Genomic DNA, 26,486 nt, shown 5'->3' on the forward strand with positions numbered 1-26,486 from the left:
ACAAGCATGACTACGATCGAACCTCTTGCGATCAGCGAAGCTGCTGAGCGCCTTGCGACTGCGACTGCAACTTCCACCCCCTGTTCACCCGTTCGGGACCTCATCGGCAGTGAGGACGTGGACGCCGCCTACCTGGTCCAGACGCGCAACATCGAGGCGCTCGTCGCTTCCGGCCGAACTGTCGTAGGACGAAAGATCGGTTTGACTTCGCCCGCTGTGCAGAAGCAGATGAGTGTCGATCAACCTGATTTCGGTGTTCTTCTCGACGACATGGACTGCACGCAGGACGATGCGGTCGACTTCACCCGGCTACTGCAGCCGCGGATCGAAGCCGAGATCGCCTTCACGGTTTCCCGTGACATCGAAGTGCCCATCGATGCCGGTACTGCACCGGACTACGTGAGCAAGGTATTCGCGGCATTCGAAATCGTCGACAGCCGCGTGGTCGACTGGGACATCAGCTTGGCCGATACCGTGGCAGACAACGCTTCTTCCGGTCTGTACGTTCTCGGAGATTCTCTGGACCGCAGTGACGCCCCGAATCTCGAAGAAGTCGAGATGACGCTGTACGCCGATGGGGAGCAGGTCTCGACGGGTAAAGGATCCGACTGCCTCGGCAGCCCCTGGGCCGCATTTGCATGGTTGGCGAACACCAGCTTGTCCTACGGTTCACCGCTGCGTGCGGGAGAAGTCGTTCTATCCGGTGCCCTCGGACCGATGGTCTCGGTGACCGCAGGCTCGACCTACTCTGCATCCATTACCGGAATCGGCAACGTCACAGCGGTTTTCACTGCGTGACGTCACCGATTCGGGTGTGCGTCAGCCGGTGACGCGCGCGGCGTTTCCGGCGTCGACCGGAAGCACCGTGCCGCTGATATGTGCACTAGCTTCTGCGGCGAAGAACAGAACGACGCGGGTGATCTCCTCCGCGTCGAGCCACGGCACCGGCTGCGCATGCAGGGTTTGCAAGATGGGCGCGACGTCGTCTGCGGTCGGCTTGTCCAGGTCCGGTCGCATCATCGCGTACAGGGAATCATTGTGAATCATGGGAGTCGAAATATTCCCGGGTGCAATCGTATTCACTGTGATTCCGTGTGGTGCCAGATCCAGTGCGGCACTCTTGCTGAGTCCGATGACCCCCCACTTCGATGCTGCGTAGGCGGCCATATTGGTGTTTCCGGCACGGCCCAACATCGACGAGATGGTGATGATGCGGCCGTATCCGCGACTGATCATTCCGGGTGCGACAGCACCGACGGTGTTGAAGACTCCGGTCAGGTTGGAGCCGATCGTTTCTGCCCATTGAGCCTCGGACATCGACTGCACCGGCGCGGCGACCGATACGCCGGCATTCGCGACAGCGATGTCGATGCGGCCCAGTTCGGATTCAGCGCGCTCCACGAGGGAGTTCATCGCCTGTCGGTCGCTGGTGTCGAAGGTGGCACTGATCGCCTTGCGTCCAGTTGCCTGCACGAGCCGGACCGTCTCGTCGAGATCCTCCTGTGTGGCAAGCGGATACCGCACTACGTCGCGGTCCTCGCAACGATCGCACAGCACCACGTCGGCGCCTTGTTCAGCGAAAGCGATTGCGTGAGAGCGTCCTTGGCCTCGTGCTGCGCCGGTGATCAGGGCGACTTTGCCGTCGAAACGTTCCATGTGTCGTTTTCCTCCTGGTTTGTTTACCTCGGTGGTCGATCGACGTCAGCGCAGTTTGTTGCTTCCACCGTCGGCCATCAGTGTCTGTCCGGTCATGTACTTGGAATCTTCGGAGGCGAGGAACACTGCCACCGGAGCGATATCGGTTTCGGGATCTCCGATTCGCTGTAGCGGGACCTTAGCGGCACTCGCTGCAGCGCGCTCCGGGTGGGCAGCCTGCCAGGCACGCACACCCTCGGTTGCTGCGAAGGGGCAGAGCACGTTGACTCTGATGCCGTCCACAGCCCACTCGTTGGCGGTCACGCGGCTGAGCCCTCGAATTGCTTCTTTCGCTGCGGCATAGGAGGCCTGAGTGGGCATTCCGTCCAACCCGGAACCGGAGGCGAAGTTGATCACCGATCCGGAGGAGGCTTTGAGGTGGGGGTAGCAGGCCTGCATGAGGTGCACCGTGGGGTAGAAGCCGGTGTTGAACGACAGATCGAACATCTCACTCGTCGTATCGACAAGCAGTGCTTGCCGTGACGCGTGAGCGTTGTTGACCAGTACGTCGACGGATCCGAAGGCGGCGACAGCAGCGTCGCAGATCGTCTGTGCCGACTCGGCGAGCGATATGTCGATGCAGAGAAACTCTGCATTCGGGCCCAGTTCGGCACTGAGTGCAGCTCCTCGTTCCTCGTCGATGTCGACGAAGAACACCTTGGCACCTTCGCGTACGAAGACGGTGGTGATCGCGCAGCCGATACCGCCCGCACCGCCGGTGACTATTGCAGTCTTGCCTTCGAGCCTCATTCGCCGCCAACCGAATCGTCGGTCGCAAGTGCAAACTTTTCGAGTTCTGCCACGCTGAATGCGGAGTAGGTCTCGTAGGGGCCGCGGCCGGAGAAGTAGGGAGTCAGATTCTCTGCCAGCTCGTCGATCGTGAATTTCGAACCTGCGGCATCGAATCTGTTCTCGACCTTCGGCGCTGCCATCAACGCCACCATCTTGCCGTAGACGACGAAGACCTGTCCGTTGATCTCGTCCGAAGCTTCGCTGGCGAGGTAGTGGACGAGGGTTGCGACCCGGTCGGGGGAGAGTGGATCCTCGGCGGCTTCAGCAGCGGTGTTCTCCCCGAATGCCTGAGCCGTCATCGCCGTCCGCGCACGAGGGCAGATCGCGTTCGCCCGAACGCCGTAGCGGGAGAGCCCTTGCGCGGTCGACAGGGTGAGGGCGGTGATACCAGCCTTGGCTGCCGAGTAGTTCGGTTGGCCGGCGGAGCCAAAGAGGAAAGCTTCGGAAGAGGTGTTGATGACCCGACCGTAGATCGGACCGCCGACCTTCTTCGAGAGTGCTCGCCAATGAACAGCGGCGGCGTGGGAGGTTGCCGCGTGTCCTTTGAGGTGCACTCGAATGACATCGTCCCAATCCGATTCGGTCAGGTTGAAGATCATCTTGTCGCGAATGATCCCGGCGTTGTTGACCAGAATGTCCATCGAACCGAACTTCTCGTTTGCCGACTGCACGAGTCGTTCGCCCAGAGACCAGTCGGAGACGTCCCCGAGGACCGCGATCGCCTGGCCGCCTGCAGCGACGATTTCGTCAGCGACGGACTGCGCATTGTCGCCGATGTCGTTGACGACGACTGCGGCACCTGCAGCCCCGAGGGCCATTGCTTCTGCACGGCCGAGTCCGGCACCTGCGCCGGTCACGATTGCTGTTCTTCCGGTCAATTCGAGTGCTGTGCTCACGAAATGCCTCCATTTCAAAATTAGAGTTGATTCTATTTCTAGCGCACATACTTGGAATGCGCACGCTTTCGGTACGTGAATCGCTCTTCGTGGTCGGCCTGAAACCGTCCTGGTCAGTCCTGAACGCCCCTCGCCAACAGTTCCCGAGCTTCCGCGCGGCCGTCGAGCAGGCGGTTCGTCCGGCGCGTCACCTTCCACTGCCCTTCGATCTTGGACAATTCCCACCGGTTCGCGGTGATGCGAGCGACTCGGTAAGCGTCACCGTCACGGAGGATCAACTGCGATTTGCATGTCACGACGGCCTGAAGTCCGTCCAGTTGTACATGTCCGGGTTCGAGCAGGTGGGCGCAGCCACCATGGATGTAGCCCTGATGCGCGCGGGAGCGAACCATGGCCGAAATCTCGGCCTGGCCGGTCAGTACCCCGGTGTCGACGTCGTACACCCCGTCCGCGGTCCATAGGCGTGCGACGGCCTCAGCCGAGCCGCTGTCGACGGCGGGGCCATAGGTGGCCAGCAACTTCGTGATCGCGAGCGTGTCCTCGAGGGCCTCGACTCGATCGAGGAGGTTCTGCAGCAGCTGGTCGGTGTCTGTCATGGTGTTGCTCCGGTCTGATTCGAATGGAACTCCACGCCCAGCTCGTCGCCGATGTCGCGGAGGGCGGACAGTTGATCGCAGTAGTGATCGACGCCTGTTGCGTGAATTGCGGCGCTCACGATGGTGGCACCGGCCAGGCGTCGGCGCTCGAGCGAGTCGGCGACTGCGGCTCTGTTGCCGAGTGGGTCGAGCGGCGCGCCTGCACTCAAGACCACTTCGAAGTCGGCTCGCTGCTCACCCTTGGCCAGCATGCGTTCGAGGTCGCTCAGCGGCAAGCCGAACGGAACCCATCCGTCTCCTTGGGTTCGCGCTCGCCGAAGGGAACGGGGGGTCCGGCCGCCGATCCACAGTGGTACTCGTGATTGGACGGCGTGGGGCTTGACCACGAGGTTGTCGAAATCGTAGTGCGTTCCGTGATACTCCGGATTCGATTTCGACAGCGATGCCCGCAATGCTGCCAGTGCGTCGTCTGCGCGAGCTCCGCGGCCCTCGAACTCGGCGCCGAGCAGGTCGAACTCCTCTTGGAGACTGCCGACCCCGAGACCGAGTATCAGTCGGCCGCCGCTGACGACGTCGAGTGTTCCGTAGCGCTTGGCAATGGCGAGTGGGTGGTGATATCCGAGAACCAGAACCTGGGTGGCCAGCTTGATTCGGCTGGTGTGCGCGGCGAGGAACCCGAGTGTGGCCAGCGGGTCCCAGTAGGTCGCCCCGCGCTCGGCGGCGATATCTACCGGTACGGCAACGTGCTCACTGCAGGTCAGGTGATGAAATCCGAGATGGTCGGCTTGGCGCGCAATGCGCACCAGCTCCTCGATGCCTGCGCTCGCCTCCCACTCCGCGGCGTTGCTCGGGTGTTGGACGACGATCGGGGACGTTATGCCAATGTGCATCGGTGACGCTCCGAGGTTGGCCGAGAAGGTTGCATGCCTTCATCTGTAGTACCTCTGGCCGTTCGATGCGGTGGTAGTTCCCGTTCACCGGACGCGGTGCCGGCATCAAGAGGGCGGACCCTCTTCTCTATGAGGCGAACAGCTGTTACCATTTCAAGAATTCATTTCAATTTTACCGGCAGGCTTACTGCCGATTGCGGAGGCACCGGATGAACTCGGTCGGTCCAAACACCTCAACACCCGGTGCTGCAGAAAAAAAGGATCTACCTCCTTCGATGGTGGAACGCATGACGCTGATCCTCGATGCGTTCGATGGTCGCGCTTCCCGACTGACGTTGGAGGAGGTGGCTTGCCGTACGGAGCTGCCCAGGTCCACCGTGTACCGAATCCTCGACCAGCTGGTACGTCTGAACTGGGTCGAGCACGCCAGCTTCGGCTATTGCCTCGGTCGTCGTTCGATCGGTCTCGGTGGAGGCGACAACAACCACAGTCAGGTCCGAGCTGCGGCCGCACCCCTGCTGCACAACTTGCACGTGCGCACCGGAATGGTCGTGCATCTCACTGTCCTCGACGGTGGCATGAGCGTGTACCTCGACAAGCTCGGCGGCCGCGGCGCGACCGCCATCCCGACCCGGGTCGGTGGTCGTGTACCCGCCCACACAACCGCGAGCGGTAAAGCGATGCTTGCGTGGTTGGACCCGGAAGAAGTGGATCGGCTGCTCGGGGAACGTCTCGATCGTAGTACCGACACCACCATTTCCGACATCACCACGTTGCACCGAGAACTCAACCGCATTCGGCAGCGGCGCGGTTTGGCGTTCGAGCGAGGTGAATCGGTCCGCGGAATCGGGTGCGTCGGTGCTGCTGTCCGAACGGTGGAGGGGCCGGTGGCCGGCATCTCGCTCTCCGGCGATGCGGGAACCGTCCAACTGGAACGGGTTGCTCCACTCGTCGTCGACGCGGTGCGCGAGGTCACCAAGGCCATGTTCCCCGCACTCGAAAAATCTCGGCGACGTTCTCTCGTTCCGCACGCGCACGAGAGCTCCTGGTCGACCGAAACGTTGGACCAGCTGTTGTCGGTGCAGTCCGGGCACTGGCTCTGATGTGCAAGCGTCGAACCTTGCTCGACGCTTGCACCTCGGAAGTGTCCGCTGAGTCGGCATAGCTTTCGGGCCTCAGGTGCCCGAGATGCCGGCCGTGTCGGCGAGTCCGAAGGCTCCGCGGTAGAAGACCATCGGGCGCTGCTCGCCGAGGGCTTCGAGGCCGAGAACGCGTCCGATGGCAACGTCGTGATCACCGGCGCGATGGACTGTCTCCACTTCGCAATGCACGCGTGCCAACACGTCCGGCAGGGCTGGAGTTCCCCAGCTCGACCGTGTCCAGTCCAGGCCTTCGAACTTTGTTCCTCGACTGGAACCGAAGCGAGAGCACATGTCCGCCTGGTCCTCGCGCAGCACGTTGACGGTGAAGCGGCCGATCTCTCGAATGCTCGGCCAGGCACGACCACGGTGATCGGCGCAGAAGAGAATCAGTGGAGGTTCGAGTGAGACCGACGCGAACGACTGGCAGCAGAACCCGATCGGACCGTCGTCGGACAGACCTGTGATCACAGTGACGCCACTGGCGAAGTGGCCCATGGCGTGGCGCATCTCGAGCGGCGTCGGTGCAGTGTTGACGGTGGTGAGGTCGGATTCCATCGACTCGATCGACATCGCGCACCTTTCGGTTTCGTTGTGTCGCCAAGGGATTCGGCGATCGGGTTCCAGGTTAGGCAGCACCGTGCATACGCCGGAATTGTCGTCTCGTTCAGTGGAATCAGTCGGTTACGCCGCTCGCGCAGATCGGGTGGTCTCGCTGACCGGGATGAGGGACGATCCAGCGGCCTGCTGGTGGCAACGTGTGCTCACATGACCAATGTCTCGAGTGTCCAGGAAGGCTCGAAAAAGGAGCTTCGCACCGATCTCGGCGTACTTCGGTACTACGAAGCCGGCGACGGCCCACCCCTGGTGCTGCTGCACGGATCGGGCCCCGGTGTCACGGGGTGGCGGAACTTTCGCGGCAACATCGATGTGTTCGCCGAGCATTTCCACACCTACGTACTCGAATTTCCGGGCTTCGGCGTCAGCGACGACTTCGGTGGACACCCGATGGTCACCGCCATGGATGCAGTCGTGCGATTCCTCGACGGCCTCGGCCTCGACAAAGTTGCCTTGCTGGGCAACTCGATGGGCGGGATAGTCGCCACTCGATTCGCCATCGAACACCCCGAGCGAGTCTCGAAGCTGGTCACCATCGGTGGGATCGGAAGAAATATTTTCAGCCCCGGACCGGGTGAAGGTATCAAACTGCTGATGGAGTTCACCGACGATCCGACCAGGGAACGCCTCATCTCTTGGTTGCACTCCATGGTGTACGACCCCGCCATGGTCACCGAAGAACTGATCGAGGAACGGTGGGTTCAGGCAACCGATCCCGAGACCCTCGCGAGTGCCCGAAAGATGTACAGCAGCGCGGCTTTTGCCGCAAATGCGGCAGCCGCTGCGAAGTCGACGGAGGCACCGTACTGGGCTCAGCTGCACCGCGTACAAGCTCCGACCCTGCTGACCTGGGGTCGAGATGATCGCGTCAGTCCGATGGACATGGCGCTGCTGCCGATGCGCCTGATACCCAATGCCGAACTACATGTATTCCCGAAGTGTGGTCACTGGGCGATGATCGAACAGAAAGCCGCCTTCGAGAGTGCAGTTATTGCTTTTCTTCTGAGAGAGGACGCCGTCCAAAAATGAGTATCGATACGGAACAGTTCGACGAAACAGTCGATTTTCTCATCGTGGGAAGCGGCGGCGGAGGTATGGCCGCTGCGGTCGCAGCGGCCGATCGCGGGCTCGACACACTCGTCATCGAGAAGGGTGTGACGTTCGGTGGTTCCACCGCGATATCCGGCGGCGGCATTTGGATTCCGAATGCTCCCACACTGGTAGACAAGGGTGTCGTCGACTCTCGTGAGTCGGTTCGTACGTACCTGGACAGCATCACCGTCGGTACTGTTCCGGCAGAGCGTCTGGATGCGTTCGTCGACAACGGTCCGGCGTTGATGCAGCTGCTGGACAAGAGTCCGCACATGAAGCTCTTCTGGGTGAAGGGCTACTCCGACTACCACCCCGAAAACGAAGGTGGCAGCGCACTGGGCCGCACTATCGAATGCCAACCGTTCGATACCCGTGCACTCGGCGACGACGAGAAGTTCCAGCGTCCCAACAGCATGAAAGGCCCGCTCGGGCTCTGGGTCACCTCGAAGGACTACCACGACCTCGCGATGGTCAAGCGTACGTGGAAGGGTCGTCGAGCGTCCCTGGTCGCGGCGTGGCGGGTGGCGTCGAACGTCGTTCGTCGACGCCACATGGCGACCGGTGGACGCGCTCTTGTGGCGCGACTGCGGATGGTTCTCAAAGACTCCGGTGTTCCGGTGTGGCTGCAGACCTCGATGACCGAGCTCATCGTCGACGAAGGCGGAGTGGTACGCGGAGTCGTGGCCCTGCGCGGCGACAAGACGATACGCATCGCGGCTCGAAAAGGAGTCCTCCTCGCTACCGGCGGATTCGAGCACAACTTGGAGATGCGTTCGCGCTACCTGCCCGAGCATGGAGTGGCCGACATCAGTTCCGGTGCTCGCGAGAACACCGGTGACGGAATCGTTGCAGGCCTTTCCATCGGCGCCGACGTCGCATTGATGGACGACGCATGGTGGATGCCGTCAGTTCTGCATCCGATGGGCGCGGTCATTCCGTTGGTGTCCGAGCGCTGCATTCCGCCGTCGGTGATCGTCGACAGCAAGGGCCAGCGTTTCACCAACGAATCCTCTCCTTATGTGAACTTCGTTCACGACCAGCTCGAAGGTGGTCACGTTCCGGCTTGGTTCGTCATGGATACCAAAGCCCGCTCGCGTTACCCGTTTGCACAGGTCTTGCCTGGCGTGCCACTTCCTCAGGGATTTTACGATTCCGGGGTCGCCCACAAGGCGGACACTCTCGCGGAGCTTGCAGCGATGATCGATGTTCCTGCCGACGCGCTGGTCGCCACCATCACTCGATTCAACGGGTACGCGCGGTCGGGTAAGGACGAAGAGTTCGGTCGAGGTGACAGCGCCTACGACCGCTACTACGGCGATCCCACCATGAAGAACCCATGCCTCGACGAGATCGATCGTGGTCCTTTCTATGCAATTCGTTGCGAGCCCGGCGATCTGGGAACGAAGGGCGGGCTCAGCACCGACGCTCATGCCAGGGTTCTTCGCCCCGACGGTTCCACAATCGATGGCCTCTACGCGACCGGTAACACGTCCGCGTCGGTGATGGGGAACGAGTACGCGGGAGCGGGGGCGACGATCGGACCGGCGATGGTCTTCGGATACATCGCAGCCGAGCACGCTGCCGATTCACAGGGCACGGTTTCGTCGATCGATCGAGAAGACTCGAACGGGCAGGCCAAGCGAGTCTGATCCGCTTCGAAGGACCCGTTCTACCGAAGTGGAAAAAATGCAGTACAACGGAGAAGACGACAGCCTGTGCACATCCGGCCGGGCACCGAAGTAGAAAGCCGAGATCATCATGGGTCAGGTTCTTGACAACATCTCACAGTTCGCCGACGAGATTCGCGCAGAAGGTGTCGAGGGGGACAAGCTGATGCGCTTGTCCGATGCCTCGGCGAAACGCCTACGCGACGCCGGGGTCATGCGCATGCTGGCGCCGAAAGAGTACGGCGGCTACGAGTCTCACCCTCGCGAATTCGCCGAGACGGCGATGGGTATCGGCGCCATGGACGGTGCCGCAGGTTGGGTCAGTGGAATCGTCGGTGTCCATCCGTGGGAGCTTGCGTTCTTCGATCGCAAAGCCCAGGACGAGGTGTGGGGCGAAGACAACGACATGTGGATGGCCTCCCCGTACGCACCGATGGGTGTCGCGACGCCTACCGACGGCGGCTTCATCCTCAACGGACGGTGGTCGTTCTCCTCGGGCACCGATCACTGCGGGTGGATCATGATCGGTGCCGCACTCGGTGATGCCGAAGGCAAACGCGCGATGCCCCCGACGATGCTGCACGTGTTGCTTCCTCGCTCGGATTACGAGATCGACCCGGACAGCTGGGACGTGGTCGGGCTGCGCGGAACCGGATCAAAGGATCTCATTGTCAAGAACGCGTTCATTCCGGACTATCGGACTCTGCGTGCAGAGAAAGTGATGAACGGGATGGCAGCAAAGGAGTTCGGTCGAGAGCAAACTCTCTACAGCTTCCCGTTCTCGTGCATTTTCCCACTCGGAATCACTTCCTCACTGATCGGTATCGCCGAAGGTGCCCTCGCATGTCATCTGGATGCTCAGCGAGATCGGGTAACAGTGACGGGAACAGCCATCAAGGAAGATCCGTATGTGTTGTTCGCTATCGGCGAGGCAGCCGCGGAGATCGCGGCCTCCCGTGCCGCGGTACTCGAGACCGTGGATCGCTTCTGGGATCTGACCGAGAAGAAGCAAGAGGTCACCTTCGAGATGCGAGCTATCGGCCGTCGGACTCAGACTGCTGCAGCATGGCGAGCAGTACGGGCAGTGGATGAAATTTTCGCCCGTTCAGGCGGTGGCGCTCTCCACGTGAAATTCCCGATGCAGCGGTTCTGGCGTGACGCGCATGCGGGACTTTCTCATGCTGTTCACGTTCCCGGTTCCATTTTCCATTCCTCGGCTTTGACACAGCTCGGCGGTGAGCCGCAAGGCATCCATCGCTCGATGATCTGACAAGCCTCCTCGACGAAAGGTACTTACGATGACGGAAATACGCGGTCTGGGCTATCTCAGAATTCAGACGCAGGATGTACCCCGCTGGCGCGAACTCGTTGTCGACGGGCTGGGCATGGCCGTCGGATCGGGGCCGGAGGCCGATGGCCTCTACTTGCGTGTCGACGAGCGTCGATCCAGGCTCATCGTGTTGCCTGGTGACACCGACAAGGCGTTGGCCGTGGGCTGGGAGGTCCGTGATCAGTTCGCTCTTCAGCGCGTACGTGAAGCTGTGGAGAAGTCCGGGCGAGCTGTCGAGGTCTTGTCGGAGGAAGAATCGCTCTACCGCGATGCCGAGCAAGTGATCGCATTCGACGACCCTTCGGGCACCCGTGTCGAAGTGTTCTTCGGGGCGGTACTCGATCACAGTCCGGTGGTCACCCCGCACGGTGGACGGTTCGTCACCGGGGCGCAAGGACTCGGCCATGTCGTTCTGCCCACACCGGCAATCGACGAGACATACACGTTTTACACCGAGGTGTTGGGCTTCCTGCCGCGTGGGGCCATCCGAGTCGGCCCTCCGGGGGCCGGACCTGCACGCCGAGTGCGGTTCATGGGTGTCAACGAGCGGCATCACAGCTTGGCATTGTGCCCGGCCCCGCACAGCCAGGATCCGGGCATGGTGCACCTGATGACCGAGGTCGACACTCTCGACGCGGTGGGTCAGGCTCTCGATCGGGTAGCGAAGTTGGGATTCACCATTTCCTCGACGCTCGGTCGCCACACCAACGACAAGATGGTCTCGTTCTACGTCCGCGCACCAGGTGGATGGGATCTCGAATTCGGCACCGAAGGCAAGTTGGTCGACGAGAGGTACTACTCCTCGGAGGAAATTACCGCTGACAGCTATTGGGGACACGACTGGTCCGGTTCCGAGATGCTCGCAGCATTTGCGCCGACTCCGTCCGCTGAGGCAGTCCAAGTAAACTGACGCCAGCCCAACGAAAAGCGCTGCGCATTCATCTGAATGCGCAGCGCTTTTGCGTCTCGGTAGATACTCGCCGAAGAGAATCAGTCCCGGTTGAGTAGCTTCCTCATACCGGCCGCAGCTTTTTCCACCATCTCTCCGCGGGGGAACCCGCTGCGGCTCTTGGCGGTCTCGTAGTGTCCACCGGCGACCCAGACAGGTCCGTCGGTGATGTGTTCGAGCCCTTCACGTGCGACGTCTTCAGGCTCGGATACACGCATGCCGGGTATGTCGAAGTTCAACCCGGCGCGCGCCATAGCTGGTGTCCGTGTGACCCCGAGGACCAGGTCGACGACGTGCACGCCAAATGGTGCCAGTTCCAGCCACAGACCCTCGGCGAAGATACGCCCGAAAGCCTTCGAGGCCGCATACACGCTCTGGTGTTCGGAGCCCATGTATCCGGCCATCGAACCGACCAAGATGATGCCGCCGCGCCCGCGCTCGCGCATCGCAGCACCGAAGTAGTGCGACAAATGCAGTTGCGAGGTGATATTGAGGTCGATCACTTGCTGGAAGCCGGACAGGTCGCCGGTGACGAACTCATGCCCGTAGCTGTTCGCGCCTGCGTTGAAGATCAGCAAGCCAACTTCGAGGTCCTCGGTCGCTGCGCGAATGCTCTCGATTGCATCGGCGGAGAGCAGATCGAGAGCCAGCGTCCGAACCTCGACGCCGTTCGCACGCACGCGAGTTGCGGTCTCCTCGAGCGGGCCGGGCTTGCGAGCGATGAGAACGAGGTTGAAACCGGCCTTGCTCAACTGGTCGGCAAATTCCGATCCGACGCCTTCGGACCCGCCGGCGATCACCGCCCACGGGCCGTACTGCTCGATATCGATCATGGAAGAACCTTTCTGAAGAATGTCAGTCGACGACGATCGGCGTCGGAACCGGATCGCTGTCGGTGACGACGATGTCGCCGCGGTTGGCAGCATCGACGATGCTTGCGCTCAGTGCGTGACAGCCACGGCTGGGTGCACCGAGCCGGCCGTCATCGGGAGCATCGTTGTCGATTTCATGGCAGAGAGCGCGAGCTGCCGCGTCCCACTGGATCGAAGTGTGTTCCCAACTGTTCTTCGCAACGAGCACCTGCGCACTGCACTCACTGCACCGAAGCGGTTGCATTCTGCTCCTCCAATTTCCGAGCGACGTTGGCTTCGACTTCCTTCTTCCACGACTCGACAGGACGTGTGGTGTCCAGCTCGAACTCGAATCGTTCCGTCATCTCAGGAGTGACGTCGGCTACGTCGACGTAGAACTGCTCGTACCACCGGCGAAGCTGGTAGACCGGACCGTCTTCCTCGCAGAGCAGGGGGTTCTCGATGCGTGACTTGTTCTTCCAGATCTCGATGTCCTGTTCGAAACCCTTGGCGATGAAGGTTCCGAAGTTTCTCGCCGTTTCCTCGGCGGCATCACCTTGGAGTTCGGCGGACTTCTTGACGATCATGCCGTACTGCAAAACGAACTTGTTTGCGCTGACCGGGTAGTGGCAATTGATCAGGACCGAATTCACATCGTGGGTATCGAACTTGTATGTCAGGTCGTCGACCATGAAGGAAGGTCCGAAATAGGTCGCATCCGAACTGTTGCCGAGCGACTTGGGCTGGCCGGCTGTGTTCGGACGCATGTCCTCGCGTGACTGTCCGTTCATGTACTGGCTGGCGACGTGCCCTTCGAAGACGTTCTTGAAGTAGGTGGGGAAGGAGTAGTGCACGTAGAAGAAGTGCGCCATGTCGACGATGTTGTCGACGACCTCACGGCAGTTCGTGTCCACCTCGGTGCGGTACCAGACCCAGTCGGACCAACCATCGTCGAGTGCGCCTTCGATGCGGGGAATGGTCACCTCTGCCGGCGGGGCATTGCCCTCGGGATCGTTCCACACGAAGAACATGCCGTCCTGGTCGAGGACATGCCACGAACGGGTACGTGCGAGCGGGGGCACGCGACGCGCGTAAGGAATGCTCTTGCATTTTCCGTTGCTTCCCCAACGCCAATCGTGGAACGGGCAGGCGACCTCGTCACCCTTGATCGTTCCCTGAGTGAGGTCGCCACCCATGTGGCGGCAGTATCCGTCGAGGACGGCGAGCGTGCCCGAGCTGTCGGCGAAGACGACGAGCTTGGTCCCGAAGGCCTCGATGGAGTGGGGCTTGCCGTCCTTGAAGTCGGCAGACAAACCGATGCAGTGCCAACCGCGGGCGAAGCGCGTGGGCGCGGCGCCGGCTTCGATCTCTCGTACTTCTTCGCTGGTGTTCTGCTGGATGGTCACAGTGGTCCCGTCCTGTCTTGTGGAGAAGTCCAACGGCGATCTGGTCGTTGCCGTGTTTGTAGCGACGCTAGGTGACCTCCGACACCGAAGTCGGAGAGTTCTCACTGGACGGGACTCGGACTTTTCGGAAGGAATTCGTGCTCTCGATCAGCGACCCATTCGCTCGACGGCAGCGGAACCGGATTATCGTTCGAGTATGACTACCGACGTCCTGGGTGCTGTCCGCGATCTACTGCCGACGATCGCCGAGGCAGCAGTCAAGGTCGATGAAACCGGACGTGTGTCGGACCAGATGATCCACGAGCTGGGTAAGACTGGGGTCTTCAGGCTGCTTCAACCGAAACGGTACGGCGGTACCGAGTCCGATCCGGCGAAATTCTTCGAAGCGGTTCGGATGATCTCGGGTGCCTGTGGATCCACCGGGTGGTCGACTTCCGTCCTGGGAGTTCACCCTTGGCATCTCGCGCTCTTCGACGATCGAGCGCAGAGCGATGTGTGGGAACCCGACAACGGCACGCTCGTTTCTTCCGCGTACGCACCGGTCGGGAGGCTGCACCCTGTCGAAGGTGGGTATCGCCTCAGCGGGGAATGGCACTTCTCCTCCGGATGCGACCACGCGTCGTGGGCGCTGCTCGGTGCAATCGTGGTGGGCGAGGAGGGGCGCCCGCTGGACTTTCTCACCGTCCTGGTTCCCCGCTCGGACTACCGGATCCGGGATGTGTGGGACGTGATGGGAATGCGAGGAACCGCCAGCAACGAGATCGGTGTCGTCGATTGCTTCGTCCCCGAGCATCGGACCAAGAGCAACTACGAAACTGCGCAACTTCGCGGTCCGGGCCAGAAAGTGAACCGAGGACCGCTGTACCGGCTTCCGTTCGCCACGATCTTCACCACTGCGGTCGCGTCGCCCGGAGTCGGAATCGTGGCGGGGTGCTACGAACGCTATCTCGCCAACATGCGCGAGCGGGTGCGTCTGAGCCTCGGCGGCGGGAGGTTCGTGCACGATCAGTTCGCGCAGGTCGCCATTGCTCGCGCATCGTCGGAGATCGATGCAGCGATTCTGCAGTTGGAGCGCAACGTTCGCGAACTGTGGGAATTGGCGCTCGAAGGCGAAGAACTACCGATGTCGATGCGTCTGCGTGCGCGACGTGATCAAGTGCGAGCGACCGAGCGTGCGGTGGAGGCGATGGATCTGTTGTTCAAGTCGGCAGGGGGCCACTCGTTGTACCGCGGGAATATGATCGAACGGGCGTGGCGCGATGTCCACGCCGGAAGTGTCCACGTGGCCAACGAGGCCGAACGTGCTTTGGCGTTGTTCGGCCAAGGCGCGTTCGGCCTCCCGGTAGAGGACAATCTCGTCTGATCAGGACAGCATGGCGCGAACTGCTCGGTAGGCGAAAACCATTGCGGTGCCGAGCGGCACGCCTGGGCCTGGATACTTCGCGCCACTGAGCGAGGCGCTGGTGTTTCCAGCCGCGTACAGGCCCGCGATCGGGGTGTCGTTCTCACGCAGTACCCGAGCGTCGACGTCGGTGCGCACTCCGCTCTTGGTTCCCAGGTCGCTCAACACGATGCGTGCGGCGACGTAAGGCCCCTTCTTCAGTGGCGTCAAGGCCGCATTCGGCAGTTCGGGAACAGGCCGGCAGAAGAACTTGTCGTAGGGGTCCTCGCCGCGATGGAACTGCTCGTCGATACCGGTTGTCGCGTATTCGTTGAACTGGTCGACGGTGCTGCAAAGAACCTCGGGTGAAACCTCGATCAGTGCGGCCAATTCTTCGATCGTGTCGGCGGTGACCCACGTACCGGCCTCGAAATGAGCGTCCGCGGCTACCGACGGAATCGAAATGGTCGGAATGACAGCGGCGCTGTCGGTGGCCTCGAATATGAGATACGACCGCTCGCTGCCGTGCTCGATCATTGCGCGACCGAACTGGTCGTACGGAAGAGACTCGTTGAGATAACGCTTGCCTGCGTCGTCGACGAGCAGTCCGCCGCGGACACCGACCATGAATGCTGCCGACCCATCCGGCAATGCGACACCGGGGCAGTACCACGCTTGACCGGCCAATGTGGTGTCTGCACCGACACGGACCGCTGCCTGGATTGCATCGCCGGTATTCGAGCCCTCCGGCGCCATGCTCCATCGCGCGAGACCCGGCATCGACTCTGCATCTCGCAGTGGCTGATCCTTTTCGATGCCGCCTGCGGCAATCAGGACGCCGCGACGCGCGAGAATGCGCAGTGTCTTTCCATCAGGTCCGGTCGCCAGGGCGCCGACTACTGCGTCGTCCTCGACGATCAGCTCTGTCAACGCAGTCTCGGTCAGTACACGAGAGTTACCCGTGCTTTCCAGAGCCAGCAACAGGCGAGAGATCAGGGCACGTCCACCGCCGAGCTTGCCCTCGGGGTGCGGCGCTCCGTCACGATCTGCATCGAGTTCGGGGCGCACGCGCTCGAGCAGATCGCCGACGGCGGAGGGCTCGATGTCGAGTGCGTTGATTGCTCGGCCGGAATCCATTCGGCCGGGTGCGCGGAAGTAGTCCGGGAACGGACGCCACTCGAATTCGATATGCGGGTTCTTCTCGAGTAGATCGACGACGTCGGGTGCCGTCGAGACGAATGCCTCTTGCCGATCGACTTCGTAATCGCCCACGACAGAACGAAGGTACTCGCGTGCCTTCGCCGTCGAATCACCGATGTTCGCGCGGTCCTGCACTGCGGTGCCAGGAAGCCATACGGCTCCACCGGAGTAGGCGGACGTACCACCGAGTAGTGGTGTCTTCTCGAGGACCAGCGTGTCCTGCCCGGCTTCTGCGGCGCAATATGCGCCGGTCAGGGCGCCGCCGCCCGAACCGATGACCAGGACATCGCACTCGATCGACTCGTGCATGGTGATGTTCTCCGTTCGAATTGCCCGCGATGATGATGCGTGTACTTCGACATGCGGGCGGGTCGAAGTACACGAAGGCGCGGTGGACCACGCAACAGTACTTTCCCCGGTCGGGTGTGGTCGGGTCTCACTGAGTGGGCAATATTCGAAGAATCCGAGGCGAGATGTCAAGATCTAAGATGACCTACCGGGTGCGTCGGACCAGCGTGGGAAGTCTGGGGAGGGATGATCGAGAGTGCCGAGAATCGCCGAAGTTCGAGATGCCGCGGAGCCGAGTTCGGTCGAGCAGCACGCCCGGCACGTTCGCATCATTCAGGCAGCGGCAGCACTCGGTGCCGAGAAAGAACTCGCGCGCGTTCAGATGCACGACGTCGCAAAGGCGGCGGGCGTTGCCATCGGGACGCTGTACCGATACTTCCCGTCGAAGACTCATCTATTCGTCGCGGTGATGGTCGATCAGATCGACCATATGGGTTCGGGCTTCGCCAAAGGATCATCGGCTGCAGCGCTGCCCAGCGACGCGGTGTACGACGTACTGGTTCGCGCCACGCGTGGGTTGTTGCGCCGGCCACTGCTGTCAGCGGCCATGATCCAGTCCACGACGACGGCCAACGTCGCTGCCGTGCCGGATGCAGGAAAGGCAGATGGGGCGTTCCAGCAGCTGCTGCTCGAGTCTGCTGGTATCGAAATGCCCACTGAATCGGACGTGACTGCGCTTCGCTTGGTCGTGCAACTGTGGTTCGGTGTCATTCAGTCCTGTCTCAACGGACGCGTGTCGATTCTCGACGCCGAGAAGGACATCCGTAAAGGATGCGATCTGCTTCTCGTAGACCTGTCGCCTCGCTGAACGGTGCACCCCGAACTGGTCGAGTGCAGTGCAGTATCGTAAAAAATAGAATACATTTCAGAAATCGACGTCGCCTCGCGCGGCGGTAATGTCTCGAGGAGTCGACATGCTTGCTCAGAACACCCCGGTGATCGTAGAGGCGGCCAGAACACCTATCGGACGTCGCCGAGGGGCCCTGTCCGGTGTGCATCCCGCCACACTCCTCGGCGTAGCGCAGCGCGCAGTTCTCGACCGATCTTCCGTCCCGGCAGCGAGCGTGGGTCAGGTCGTCGGCGGTTGCGTCACCCAAGCGGGCGAACAGTCGAACAATGTGACTCGGCAGGCATGGCTCCACGCCGGATTGCCCTATGGCACCGCATCGACGACCGTCGACTGCGCCTGTGGATCGTCCCAACAAGCAATACACATCGTCGCCGGACTCATCGCATCAGGCCAGATCGACGCAGGCATCGGATGCGGCGTCGAGGTCATGAGCCGGGTCTTCCTCGGACAAGCCGCCACTCCGGACACCGGAAACCCGTACCCACCCGACTGGACCATCGACATGGGGGACCAGTTCACCTCGGCGCAACGCATCGCCGAGCTTCGCGGGATCACGCGGGAGGACGCCGACGCGTTGGGTCTTCGCTCGCAGCAGCGGGCCGGCCGCGCGTGGGCAGACGGGGTGTTCGAGCGCGAAATCGTCCCGGTCGATGTTCCTGTACTGGGCGAGGACGGTGCCCCTACCGGCGAGAGCGTCCGTGTGGAACGTGATGGCGGGCTGCGTGAGACGAGCGCGGCCGCCCTCGCCGGACTCTCGTCCGTGATGCCCAACCAGATTCATACCGCCGGTAACTCTTCGCAGATCAGTGACGGCGCCGCCGCAGTGCTGTTGATGAGCGAGGCACGGGCGCATGAGCTCGGAGTTCGTCCGCGTGCTCGAATTCTGGCGTCCGCCATGATCGGCTCGGACCCTTACTACCATCTCGATGGTCCAATCGAGTCCACCGCACTCGTGCTCGAGCGTGCCAAGATGTCGCTTGCCGACATCGATCTCGTCGAAATCAACGAGGCCTTCGCGTCGGTGGTGTTGTCCTGGGCTCAGGTTCATAACGCAGACATGTCGAAGGTGAATGTGAACGGTGGCGCCATAGCGCTCGGGCACGCGGTCGGATCGACCGGAGCTCGGTTGATCACCTCGGCGTTGCACGAGCTCGAACGCTCCGACAAGTCCACCGCGCTGGTGACGATGTGTGCCGGTGGTGCTCAGTCCACAGCGACGATAATCGAACGCATCAGATAAGCGCGCATCCCACCGACGAGAGAGCCGAGACCTTTCATGACCATGGCACTGACCGAAGACGCACGGGACCTCACCGATGCGGTTCGCGCATGGGCATCCCGTACCGTCACCCCCGATGTCCTGCGTAGTGCAGTCGATGCCGATACCGAGAAGCCGCCCGCCTTCTGGGGCTCACTGGCCGCGCTCGGCGTACTCGGCCTTCATCTGAGGGAAGAAGTCGGCGGCGCTGGTTGCGGATTGAGTGAAACTGCCGTGGTAGCAGAGGAACTCGGTAGAGCTTTGGTTCCGGGGCCGTTCCTCTCGACCGTCCTTCTCAGTGCCGTCCTCGACGAGACAGGTCGCAGCGAGGAGCTCGTTGGGTTGGCAGACGGCTCGACGATAGGCGCGATCTCGCTGCACCCCGGCGCGTTGCGCCTGAGTTCGCATGCGAATCGACATGTGCTCGACGGGGCGTCGGACTTCGTCATGAGTGGTCAGGTCGGCGATCTCTTCTTGTTGGCGGCACTGGATGACGACAACAGGACGGTATTCGTCGTGGTGCCTCGAGGCAGCCTCGAGGTCGCAGCCGTGGAGAGCTACGACCTGGTGCGACGCAACGCAACTGTGACAGCACACAGTGTGTCGCTCGAACCCGGCGACGTCGTATCGATCGATGCCCAGCGGGTATTGGATCTTGCGGCAACTCTGTTCTCCGCCGAGGCATCGGGTGTCGCGGACTGGGCGGTACGCACGGCCGGTGACTACGCGCGAACGCGTCGCCAGTTCGGCCGGGTCATCGGTCAGTTCCAAGGCGTCAAGCATCGCATCGCACGCATGCTGATTCGTAGCGAGCAAGCACGCGTATGTGCGTGGGACGCCGCTCGTGCGGCAGACGGTGGTGCGTCTGCCACGGAGGTATCGCTGGCTGCTGCCGTTGCAGGAGCTACCGCGCCGGGTACTGCATTCTCGTTGACGAAGGATTGCATTCAAATCCTCGGCGGCATCGGTTATACCTGGGAACACGACGCACACCTCTACCTGCGGCGGGCGCAGACTCTGCAGATCATGCTCGGCTCGACCGCTTCCTGGCGTTCGCGGGTCACGGCTGCGACGCTCGCCGGGGCCCGGCGTTCACTCGAAGTCGAGCTTCCGCCCGAAGCTGAGCAGGTCCGCGCGACGGTACGATCCGAGCTTGCCGCGATTGCCGATTCCGAAGACACCGACCGCATTCGGCTGCTGGCTGAAAAGGGCTACACAGCACCGCATTTGCCGTCGCCATGGGGTCGAGGGGCAGATGCAGTCGAGCAACTCGTAATCGCCGAGGAACTGGCGTCGTTCTCTCTCGTTCCCTATGACATGATCATCGGCAACTGGGTCGTTCCCACGCTCATTGCGCACGGCAACCCCGAGCAGGTCGAACACTTCGTACCGGCCAGCCTCCGCGGTGACATCCGTTGGTGTCAGCTGTTCTCCGAACCCGGCGCAGGCTCCGACCTTGCCGGATTGAGCACGAAGGCCACGAAGGTCGAGGGCGGCTGGCGGTTGCAGGGCCAAAAGGTCTGGACGTCCATGGCGCGCGAGGCGCACTGGGGGATCTGTCTTGCGCGCACCGACGCATCGGTGGCGAAGCACAAGGGATTGTCCTACTTCCTGGTGGACATGCGCAACAGTCCGGGCCTCGATATCCGGCCTCTGCGCGAGATCACCGGCGAATCGTTGTTCAACGAGGTCTTTTTCGACGACGTGTTCGTGCCGGACGAGATGTTGGTGGGGGAGAGTGGCGACGGTTGGAAGTTGGCTCGAACAACGCTTGCCAACGAACGTGTCTCGCTGTCGAACGATTCATCTCTCGGTTCGGGCGGTGAGGCTTTGTTGAGTCTCGCCGCAGAACTGCCCGGCGGCCTCGATGCCGGGCAGTCCGCAGTCCTCGGCGAAGTTCTGTGCGACGCCCAGTCCGGTGGTTTGCTTGCATTGCGCACGACGCTGCGCACACTTGCAGGCGATCAGCCGGGGGCGGAATCCTCGGTGGCAAAGGTCATCGGCGTGGAGCACATTCAACAGGTGTGGGAAGTGGCGATGGAGTGGGCCGGACCGTCGTCTCTGGTCGGCGAACAGACCAGAAGTTCGGCACAGCACATGTTCTTGAACGCTCAGTGCATGTCGATAGCGGGCGGTACCACCAACGTTCAGCTCAATATCATCGGCGAACGGTTGCTAGGACTGCCACGGGATCCAGAGCCGGGTAAGTGACCATCGGACAACCGCACTCGAAAGATCGAAGGAACCCTCAATGGCTATAGACCTCGAAACAGCACTGGCGGCGGAGCCGTCAGTGCGCGAGATCTCGTGGACCGACCGTGATGTGATTCTTTATCACCTCGGCGTCGGCGCGGGTGAGAACCCACTGGACCCTGCTGAGCTGGGCTGGGTGTACGAGAAAAACCTACGTGTGCTGCCGACCTTCGCGCTGGTTGCTGGAGGTGGTATTTCAGCGGGTGTCTCCAAGAGCGCAGGTCTGCAGATGCCGGGCGTCGAAGTGGATCTGCGCAAGCTTCTGCACAGTGGCCAATCGCTGACTGCACATGCACCGATACCGTCGACCGGCAGCGCCCGCATCACGACGCGTGTGGCGAACATCTGGGACAAGGGCAAGGCAGCAGTGATCGAACTCGAACATGCTGCAACCGATGATGACGGCCGTGCACTGTTCACGACGGTGATGCAAATTTGGGCTCGTGGCGAGGGCGGCTTCGGCGGCGAGGCCGGACCGGACACCACTGACACCGTGCCGGATCGGAAACCGGATCACCTTCTGCAATCTTCGACCCGTCCCGATCAAGCGGCACTCTATCGCCTCAGCGGTGACCTCAATCCACTGCACATAGACCCGAGCATCGCCGCGGCGGTGGGATTCGATCGGCCCATCTTGCATGGACTCGCGTCCTACGGGATCGTCTGCAGGACAGTGACCGAGCGTCTGTTGGACTCCGACCCGAGCCGAGTCAGTGATTTCTCGGTCCGTTTCGCCGGGCCCACCTATCCGGGTGAACCACTCGAGACCTCTGTCTGGGAAGAAGACGGACTCTTGATTCTCCGCACGAGTTCTCCCGAGCGCGACGGACAAGCCGTCCTGACCCACGCATCCATGAAAGTAGTCTCATGAACGGAAGCGATCTGTGAACGCCGGAACACACCCCACTCACGACACCAGCCCTTCAGGGACGGTGCTGACCTCGGGTCGCAATGATTCCGCCGTCGATCGAGCCACCGAGGCCGCCAGGCGAGTGATCGACGCGCTGCTGCGTACCGATCGCGGCAATGCCAACCTCGAACGGGTAGCCGAGGAGTTGAACGGTGTCGCCCAGCACTTGGAAAGTCACTCTCCCGCTGTGGAAGAGCGGCTGATCGACATGTGGAACGGCGAGGGTGTGACGAGGCACGATCCGGTTACCGGTCTCGAGAATGCAATTGCCCCTCCGCTGGTGCTGGAAGGTAAGTCCGACGGCTCGGTCGAAGGCACCGTCGAATTGACGCTTGCGTACCAGGGCCCCCCGGGGCACGTGCACGGAGGCGTGTCGGCACTGCTGCTCGATCACACACTTGGAGTTGCCAATGCGTGGTCCGGAAAGTCCGGCATGACAGCACAATTGAACATTCGCTACCACAGCCCGACGCCTTTGTTCGAGCCGCTCACCGTCACTGCAAAGCTCGACACAGTCGACGGGCGCAAGATCAACACTGTCGGCAACATCAGGACAGCGGACGGTCGAATATGCGTTTCCGTCGAGGGATTGTTCATCGATAAAACGGTGCCACGTCCACGCTGAGTCGAGTGGTCGAGCTGGAAAGGGCAACGGCGTCGCATCGGATTTTCACCCGGTGCGACGCCGTTGTCGTGACTTCTCCTACACGCTGATGTCGCGCCTCGAAAGCTTCCCGGTTGCGTTGCGGGGCAAGCTGTCTCCGGTGATTCGCCAGCGGGTTGGCACTTTGTAATACGACAACCGCTCCGCCGTCCACTCGCGCAGTTCGCTTTCCTCGAGCACAGCGCCTGGTCGAAGAACCACCACCGCAGACACCTCTTGGCCGAGATCGGTGTGCGGTGTTCCGATGACCGCGCATTCGAGCACGTCAGGGTGTTCGTCGAGGCACTGCTCGATCTCGACGGGATAGACGTTCTCTCCACCACGAAGGATCAGATCCGACCGCCTGCCGGTCAGTCGAAGTCTGCCGTCCTCGATCAACCCGAAGTCTCCGGTTTGCAACCATCGTCCCGGTGAGATCGCGGCTTTGGTTGCCGCTTCGTCTTCCCAGTATCCGAGCATCACGAAGGGACTACGTACACATATCTCACCTTCGGTGCCGTCGGGAAGCCATTCGCCGAACGGATCACGGATTTCCAGGCTGACAGTGATGATGGGTCGGCCCAGGGTTCCGGGATGGCGTTCGAGGTCCGGACCGGCAGCGACGGCGATGGCCGTGCTGCACTCGGTCAAACCGTAGCTGTCCACCAGGGAGTTCTTGGCGAACGGAACCTCTTGGCGCAGGCGTTCTTTGAACGCGATCGACGAAGGCGCGGAGGCAAGTGCGAACGAGGTCAGTGAGCTCAGATCGAAGCGATCGAGATTGCCGTGTTCGACGAGACGGGCAGCCATGGTGGGGACCGCGCCCCAGTCGGTCACTCGCTCACGTTCGACGAGACCGAGGATGGTGTCGACGTCGAAGGCGCCTTCGTTCATGACGACCGCGCCACCGGTTGCGAGGCGGGGGATCACGAGATTGTGAAGGCTGGCGATGTGGAACAGGGGCGAGGTGAGTAGGTACTTCTTCTCGCTCGGGACCGACGGATCGAACTCGACACCGCTGAAGGCTGCGACGAGGGCGTCGCTGAACCGGTGGTAATCGACCACTGCGAGAATATTCCGCTGCGAGTGCAGAGCGCCCTTGGGCTTTCCGCTCGTCCCGCTCGTGTAGAGGATGGCTGCGGGATCGTCTTCGTCGACAACGGTGGTGGGGAGCTCGGCACCGCGGTATTGCTCGAAGATCCTCGGTAGGTCTTCCAGCATCGTCAGTACCGGTACCTCGACGTTGACGGCTGCCAATGCGGCAGCACGTTTGGTGTCGGCGATGATCACACTTGGCCGGCTGTGCTTGACGCCGTATTCGATCTCGCGGGGAACCCACCAACTGTTCAGGGCAACGGTAATGGCACCGAGCGACTGGGTCGCCCAGAACGCGACAACCCATTCCATGCAATTCGCGGCAAGAATCGCTACACGATCGCCTTTGCGGACCCCGTAGTCCTCGCGCAGAGCAGTCGCCAATGCTGCAGCGGCGGCGATATGGTCCGCGTACGACATCCTGCGGTCGGCGGTGACGAGGTAGTCTCGCTCACCCCATTTCGCTGACGCTGCCAGCAATTCTCCTACTCCCTGTGTCCGGTTCTTCATCACGGGCATACGGGTCCCCAGGACAGGCTCCTCGGTCAGTTCGAACCTCCCGCCGGGGCCAGTGAGCCGGGTGATCACTTGATCCAGGAAGAACTGCGGATCAGTAGAAGCGGTCATCGAAAGGGCCTTTCGTCCTCGGGCAGGTGTACCGCCACAAGATGGCACGTAGCGCTCAGTGGCAGACGGTCGTTGCCACTGAGCGAGACTCCCCCCCGGGCAGTCACCATCCGCCGATACGTTACGGGAGTAATCGGACCTGGAGGACAGTTATGACCATAGATCTCGACTCGCCCACCGTGCAGGTCGATCATTCGGCACCGGCCACATTCGGGCCGATCACGCTGCGCAGCCGCAACATCGAAACAACGACGACAGAGATGTGCGCATGACTCAGGACTTGGCTTCCGAGGAGAAGACCCTTGCGCTGGACGACGAGGGGCATCGCGGGACCATCGCGGAGATGCTTCTCGATCGACTGGGCGATCACCACGACGGACTACGAACCCGCGAACAGGACTGGACGTGGCACGAGGTAGTCCACGAGAGTGCAGTGCGGGGTGCGCTGGCCGAGTCGATGCGGGTCGACGGACCGTTCCACATCGGTGTCCTGCTCGAGAACACCCCTGAATTCGTGTTCTGGCTAGGTGGCGCAGCGCTGGTCGGTGGAACGATCGTCGGGATCAACCCGACCAAGCGGGGTGCGGAACTCGAAGCCGAGATTCGCTACGTCGACTGCCAGTTGATCGTCACGGACACTGCCGGTATGACCATGCTTTCCAGCCTGGATCTGGGCCTGACACCGGATCGTTTCGTCCTCGTGGACGAGCCCGAATACCTGGACAGATGCGCCGGTTCGATGCAGGAGACACCGGTAGTATCACCGTCGGTCGACAGTTCGAGCCTGATGTTGTTGTTGTTCACCTCTGGGACGACGGGTGCGTCCAAAGCGGTCCGCTGCAGTCAAGGCAGGCTTGCCAGGCTTGCCTACACCAACTCGGCCAAGTACGGACATTCGCGCGACGACGTCGACTACTGCTGCATGCCGTTGTTCCACGGCAACGCACTGATGGCGCTGTGGGCCCCGGCTCTCGCCAACGGCGCCGTCGTGTGCTTGACCCCCAAGTTCAGCGCGTCGGGATTTCTGCCTGATGTGCGATTCTTCGGCGCGACCTTCTTTACGTATGTCGGGAAGGCTCTTGCCTACCTGATGGCGACGCCGGAATCCGAGGACGACCACGTCAACACGCTCGTGCGAGGATTCGGTACCGAAGCGTCCCCGGAGGACAAGGTGGAGTTCGTTCGGCGATTCGGAGCCGAACTGTTCGAGGGATACGGATCGAGCGAAGGCGCCGGTTCGGTAACTCTGGATCCCAATGCACCGGCGGGCGCGCTCGGTCGTCCCGCTCACAAGAACATCGCGATCGTGGACCCCGAGACGCGTGAGAAGAAAGGGCTCGCCCGGTGCGACGAGTACGGCCGGGTTCTCAACCCAGACGAGTCCATCGGTGAGATGGTCGATATGGCCGGCGCGTCGGCCTTCGAGGGCTACTACAAGAACGAGAGCGCGATCGCGGACCGGTTGCGGCACGGCTGGTACTGGACGGGCGACCTCGGCTACATAGACGAGGACGGCTTCATCTACTTCGCCGGACGCAAGGGCGACTGGATTCGGGTCGACGGTGAGAACACCTCGGCGCTGATGGTCGAGCGCATCTGCAAGCGGTACCCGTCCGTCATAGCCACCGGTGTCTACTCGGTGCCCGACCCGCGTTCGGGTGATCAGGTGATGGCTGCGCTGGAGGTGCCCGACGTCGAGGCATTCGATGTCGTGGAATTCGCATCCTTCCTCACTGCGCAGGAGGATCTGGGAACCAAGTCGGCGCCGCGCTTTCTTCGAGTCTCGGCGAATCTGCCCGTGACCGGTTCCAACAAAATCGTCAAAAACAAGCTGCAGCAGCAGAATTGGCGCTGCGAAGACCTGATCTTCCGGTGGGAGGGTCGAGGGGCTCCTCAGTACCGGTTGATGACCGAAGAAGACAAAGATCTGTTGGAAAAGGAATTCGACACCTATGGGCGTCGACGGTTCCTGTCCGCCTGAGTCGATCCACCCATTGGTA

24 protein-coding genes are annotated in these 26,486 nt (G+C 61.8%); 13 read left to right on the forward strand and 11 right to left on the reverse strand.

Features of this window, described 5'->3' with window-relative positions; genetic code table 11:
• The first annotated feature begins 6 nt into the window (after positions 1–6).
• Positions 7–798, forward strand: coding sequence for a 2-keto-4-pentenoate hydratase (locus QMK32_RS08625; protein WP_283474325.1), 792 nt, complete (start codon positions 7–9; stop codon positions 796–798).
• Positions 799–819: 21 nt separating this feature from the next.
• Here the strand turns inward: QMK32_RS08625 and QMK32_RS08630 are convergent, their stop codons facing one another.
• The 5 genes from QMK32_RS08630 to QMK32_RS08650 all read right to left on the reverse strand — a co-directional run bounded on the left by QMK32_RS08630 (position 820) and on the right by QMK32_RS08650 (position 4,869).
• Positions 820–1,656 (reverse strand): mycofactocin-coupled SDR family oxidoreductase, encoded by an 837-nt coding sequence (locus tag QMK32_RS08630; RefSeq protein ID WP_269301144.1) that lies wholly within the window; start codon positions 1,654–1,656, stop codon positions 820–822.
• A 45-nt stretch (positions 1,657–1,701) separates the two neighbouring features.
• Complete coding sequence (locus QMK32_RS08635) at positions 1,702–2,445, reverse strand: SDR family NAD(P)-dependent oxidoreductase (RefSeq protein WP_283474328.1); 744 nt, start codon at positions 2,443–2,445, stop codon at positions 1,702–1,704.
• Positions 2,442–3,383, reverse strand: a complete 942-nt coding sequence (locus QMK32_RS08640; RefSeq protein ID WP_269301142.1) for a 3-oxoacyl-ACP reductase — start codon at positions 3,381–3,383, stop codon at positions 2,442–2,444. The genes QMK32_RS08635 and QMK32_RS08640 overlap by 4 nt, the downstream gene beginning before the upstream one ends.
• A gap of 113 nt (positions 3,384–3,496) precedes the next feature.
• Positions 3,497–3,979: a nuclear transport factor 2 family protein gene (locus tag QMK32_RS08645; RefSeq protein ID WP_283474330.1), complete on the reverse strand. Its 483-nt coding sequence runs from the start codon at positions 3,977–3,979 to the stop codon at positions 3,497–3,499.
• A complete protein-coding gene (locus QMK32_RS08650) occupies positions 3,976–4,869 on the reverse strand; it encodes a TIGR03619 family F420-dependent LLM class oxidoreductase (RefSeq protein WP_283474332.1) in 894 nt (297 codons plus the stop codon). Before QMK32_RS08650 ends, QMK32_RS08645 begins: the two co-directional genes overlap by 4 nt.
• Positions 4,870–5,078: 209 nt before the next feature.
• Between QMK32_RS08650 and QMK32_RS08655 the strand changes: the two genes are divergently transcribed.
• Complete coding sequence (locus tag QMK32_RS08655; protein ID WP_269301139.1) at positions 5,079–5,972, forward strand: IclR family transcriptional regulator; 894 nt, start codon at positions 5,079–5,081, stop codon at positions 5,970–5,972.
• Between the two features lie 72 nt (positions 5,973–6,044).
• On the opposite strand, the gene QMK32_RS08660 is transcribed toward QMK32_RS08655, so the two are convergent.
• Positions 6,045–6,581 (reverse strand): flavin reductase family protein, encoded by a 537-nt coding sequence (locus QMK32_RS08660; RefSeq protein ID WP_283474334.1) that lies wholly within the window; start codon positions 6,579–6,581, stop codon positions 6,045–6,047.
• A 195-nt stretch (positions 6,582–6,776) separates the two neighbouring features.
• Between QMK32_RS08660 and QMK32_RS08665 the strand changes: the two genes are divergently transcribed.
• The 4 genes from QMK32_RS08665 to bphC all read left to right on the forward strand — a co-directional run bounded on the left by QMK32_RS08665 (position 6,777) and on the right by bphC (position 11,625).
• On the forward strand, positions 6,777–7,655 hold the full coding sequence (locus QMK32_RS08665) for an alpha/beta fold hydrolase (protein WP_283474335.1): 879 nt from the start codon (positions 6,777–6,779) through the stop codon (positions 7,653–7,655).
• Complete coding sequence (locus QMK32_RS08670) at positions 7,652–9,367, forward strand: FAD-binding protein (protein ID WP_283474336.1); 1,716 nt, start codon at positions 7,652–7,654, stop codon at positions 9,365–9,367. The genes QMK32_RS08665 and QMK32_RS08670 overlap by 4 nt, the downstream gene beginning before the upstream one ends.
• Positions 9,368–9,476: 109 nt before the next feature.
• Entirely contained in the window at positions 9,477–10,655 is a 1,179-nt protein-coding gene (locus QMK32_RS08675) for an acyl-CoA dehydrogenase family protein (protein WP_283474338.1), read from the forward strand.
• A 28-nt stretch (positions 10,656–10,683) separates the two neighbouring features.
• A complete protein-coding gene (bphC, locus tag QMK32_RS08680) occupies positions 10,684–11,625 on the forward strand; it encodes a biphenyl-2,3-diol 1,2-dioxygenase (RefSeq protein ID WP_283474339.1) in 942 nt (313 codons plus the stop codon).
• A gap of 80 nt (positions 11,626–11,705) precedes the next feature.
• Here bphC and QMK32_RS08685 read toward each other — a convergent pair whose 3' ends face one another.
• From QMK32_RS08685 to QMK32_RS08695, 3 genes are read right to left on the reverse strand one after another with little or no spacing between them, the layout of a single operon-like run.
• Entirely contained in the window at positions 11,706–12,497 is a 792-nt protein-coding gene (locus tag QMK32_RS08685; protein WP_283474340.1) for an SDR family NAD(P)-dependent oxidoreductase, read from the reverse strand.
• Positions 12,498–12,519: 22 nt separating this feature from the next.
• Positions 12,520–12,780: a hypothetical protein gene (locus QMK32_RS08690; RefSeq protein ID WP_283474341.1), complete on the reverse strand. Its 261-nt coding sequence runs from the start codon at positions 12,778–12,780 to the stop codon at positions 12,520–12,522.
• On the reverse strand, positions 12,758–13,921 hold the full coding sequence (locus QMK32_RS08695; protein WP_283474342.1) for a 3-ketosteroid-9-alpha-monooxygenase, oxygenase component: 1,164 nt from the start codon (positions 13,919–13,921) through the stop codon (positions 12,758–12,760). Before QMK32_RS08695 ends, QMK32_RS08690 begins: the two co-directional genes overlap by 23 nt.
• A gap of 196 nt (positions 13,922–14,117) precedes the next feature.
• Between QMK32_RS08695 and hsaA the strand changes: the two genes are divergently transcribed.
• Complete coding sequence (gene hsaA / locus QMK32_RS08700; protein ID WP_283474343.1) at positions 14,118–15,284, forward strand: 3-hydroxy-9,10-secoandrosta-1,3,5(10)-triene-9,17-dione monooxygenase oxygenase subunit; 1,167 nt, start codon at positions 14,118–14,120, stop codon at positions 15,282–15,284.
• Here the strand turns inward: hsaA and QMK32_RS08705 are convergent, their stop codons facing one another.
• Positions 15,285–16,811, reverse strand: coding sequence for an FAD-dependent oxidoreductase (locus QMK32_RS08705; RefSeq protein WP_283474344.1), 1,527 nt, complete (start codon positions 16,809–16,811; stop codon positions 15,285–15,287).
• 235 nt (positions 16,812–17,046) lie between these two features.
• On the opposite strand from QMK32_RS08705, the gene QMK32_RS08710 reads away from it, so the two are divergent.
• The 5 genes from QMK32_RS08710 to QMK32_RS08730 all read left to right on the forward strand — a co-directional run bounded on the left by QMK32_RS08710 (position 17,047) and on the right by QMK32_RS08730 (position 22,746).
• Entirely contained in the window at positions 17,047–17,658 is a 612-nt protein-coding gene (locus QMK32_RS08710; protein WP_283474345.1) for a TetR/AcrR family transcriptional regulator, read from the forward strand.
• A gap of 106 nt (positions 17,659–17,764) precedes the next feature.
• The gene (locus tag QMK32_RS08715) at positions 17,765–18,940 is read left to right on the forward strand and encodes a steroid 3-ketoacyl-CoA thiolase (protein WP_283474347.1); all 1,176 of its coding nucleotides are present in this window, start codon (positions 17,765–17,767) and stop codon (positions 18,938–18,940) included.
• A 36-nt stretch (positions 18,941–18,976) separates the two neighbouring features.
• Positions 18,977–21,169, forward strand: coding sequence for an acyl-CoA dehydrogenase family protein (locus QMK32_RS08720; RefSeq protein ID WP_283474348.1), 2,193 nt, complete (start codon positions 18,977–18,979; stop codon positions 21,167–21,169).
• A 40-nt stretch (positions 21,170–21,209) separates the two neighbouring features.
• Positions 21,210–22,082 carry a MaoC/PaaZ C-terminal domain-containing protein gene (locus tag QMK32_RS08725; protein ID WP_283474350.1) on the forward strand — a complete coding sequence of 291 codons (873 nt, stop codon included), beginning with the start codon at positions 21,210–21,212 and terminating at the stop codon, positions 22,080–22,082.
• A 13-nt stretch (positions 22,083–22,095) separates the two neighbouring features.
• Entirely contained in the window at positions 22,096–22,746 is a 651-nt protein-coding gene (locus tag QMK32_RS08730) for a PaaI family thioesterase (RefSeq protein WP_283474351.1), read from the forward strand.
• A 78-nt stretch (positions 22,747–22,824) separates the two neighbouring features.
• On the opposite strand, the gene casG is transcribed toward QMK32_RS08730, so the two are convergent.
• Complete coding sequence (gene casG / locus QMK32_RS08735; protein ID WP_283474353.1) at positions 22,825–24,486, reverse strand: steroid-24-oyl-CoA synthetase; 1,662 nt, start codon at positions 24,484–24,486, stop codon at positions 22,825–22,827.
• A 268-nt stretch (positions 24,487–24,754) separates the two neighbouring features.
• Between casG and casI the strand changes: the two genes are divergently transcribed.
• Entirely contained in the window at positions 24,755–26,467 is a 1,713-nt protein-coding gene (casI, locus tag QMK32_RS08740) for a steroid-22-oyl-CoA synthetase (protein WP_283474354.1), read from the forward strand.
• Positions 26,468–26,486: the final 19 nt, after the last annotated feature.

This window comes from Rhodococcus sp. H29-C3 (genome assembly GCF_030063405.1).
Taxonomy (GTDB): domain Bacteria; phylum Actinomycetota; class Actinomycetes; order Mycobacteriales; family Mycobacteriaceae; genus Rhodococcoides.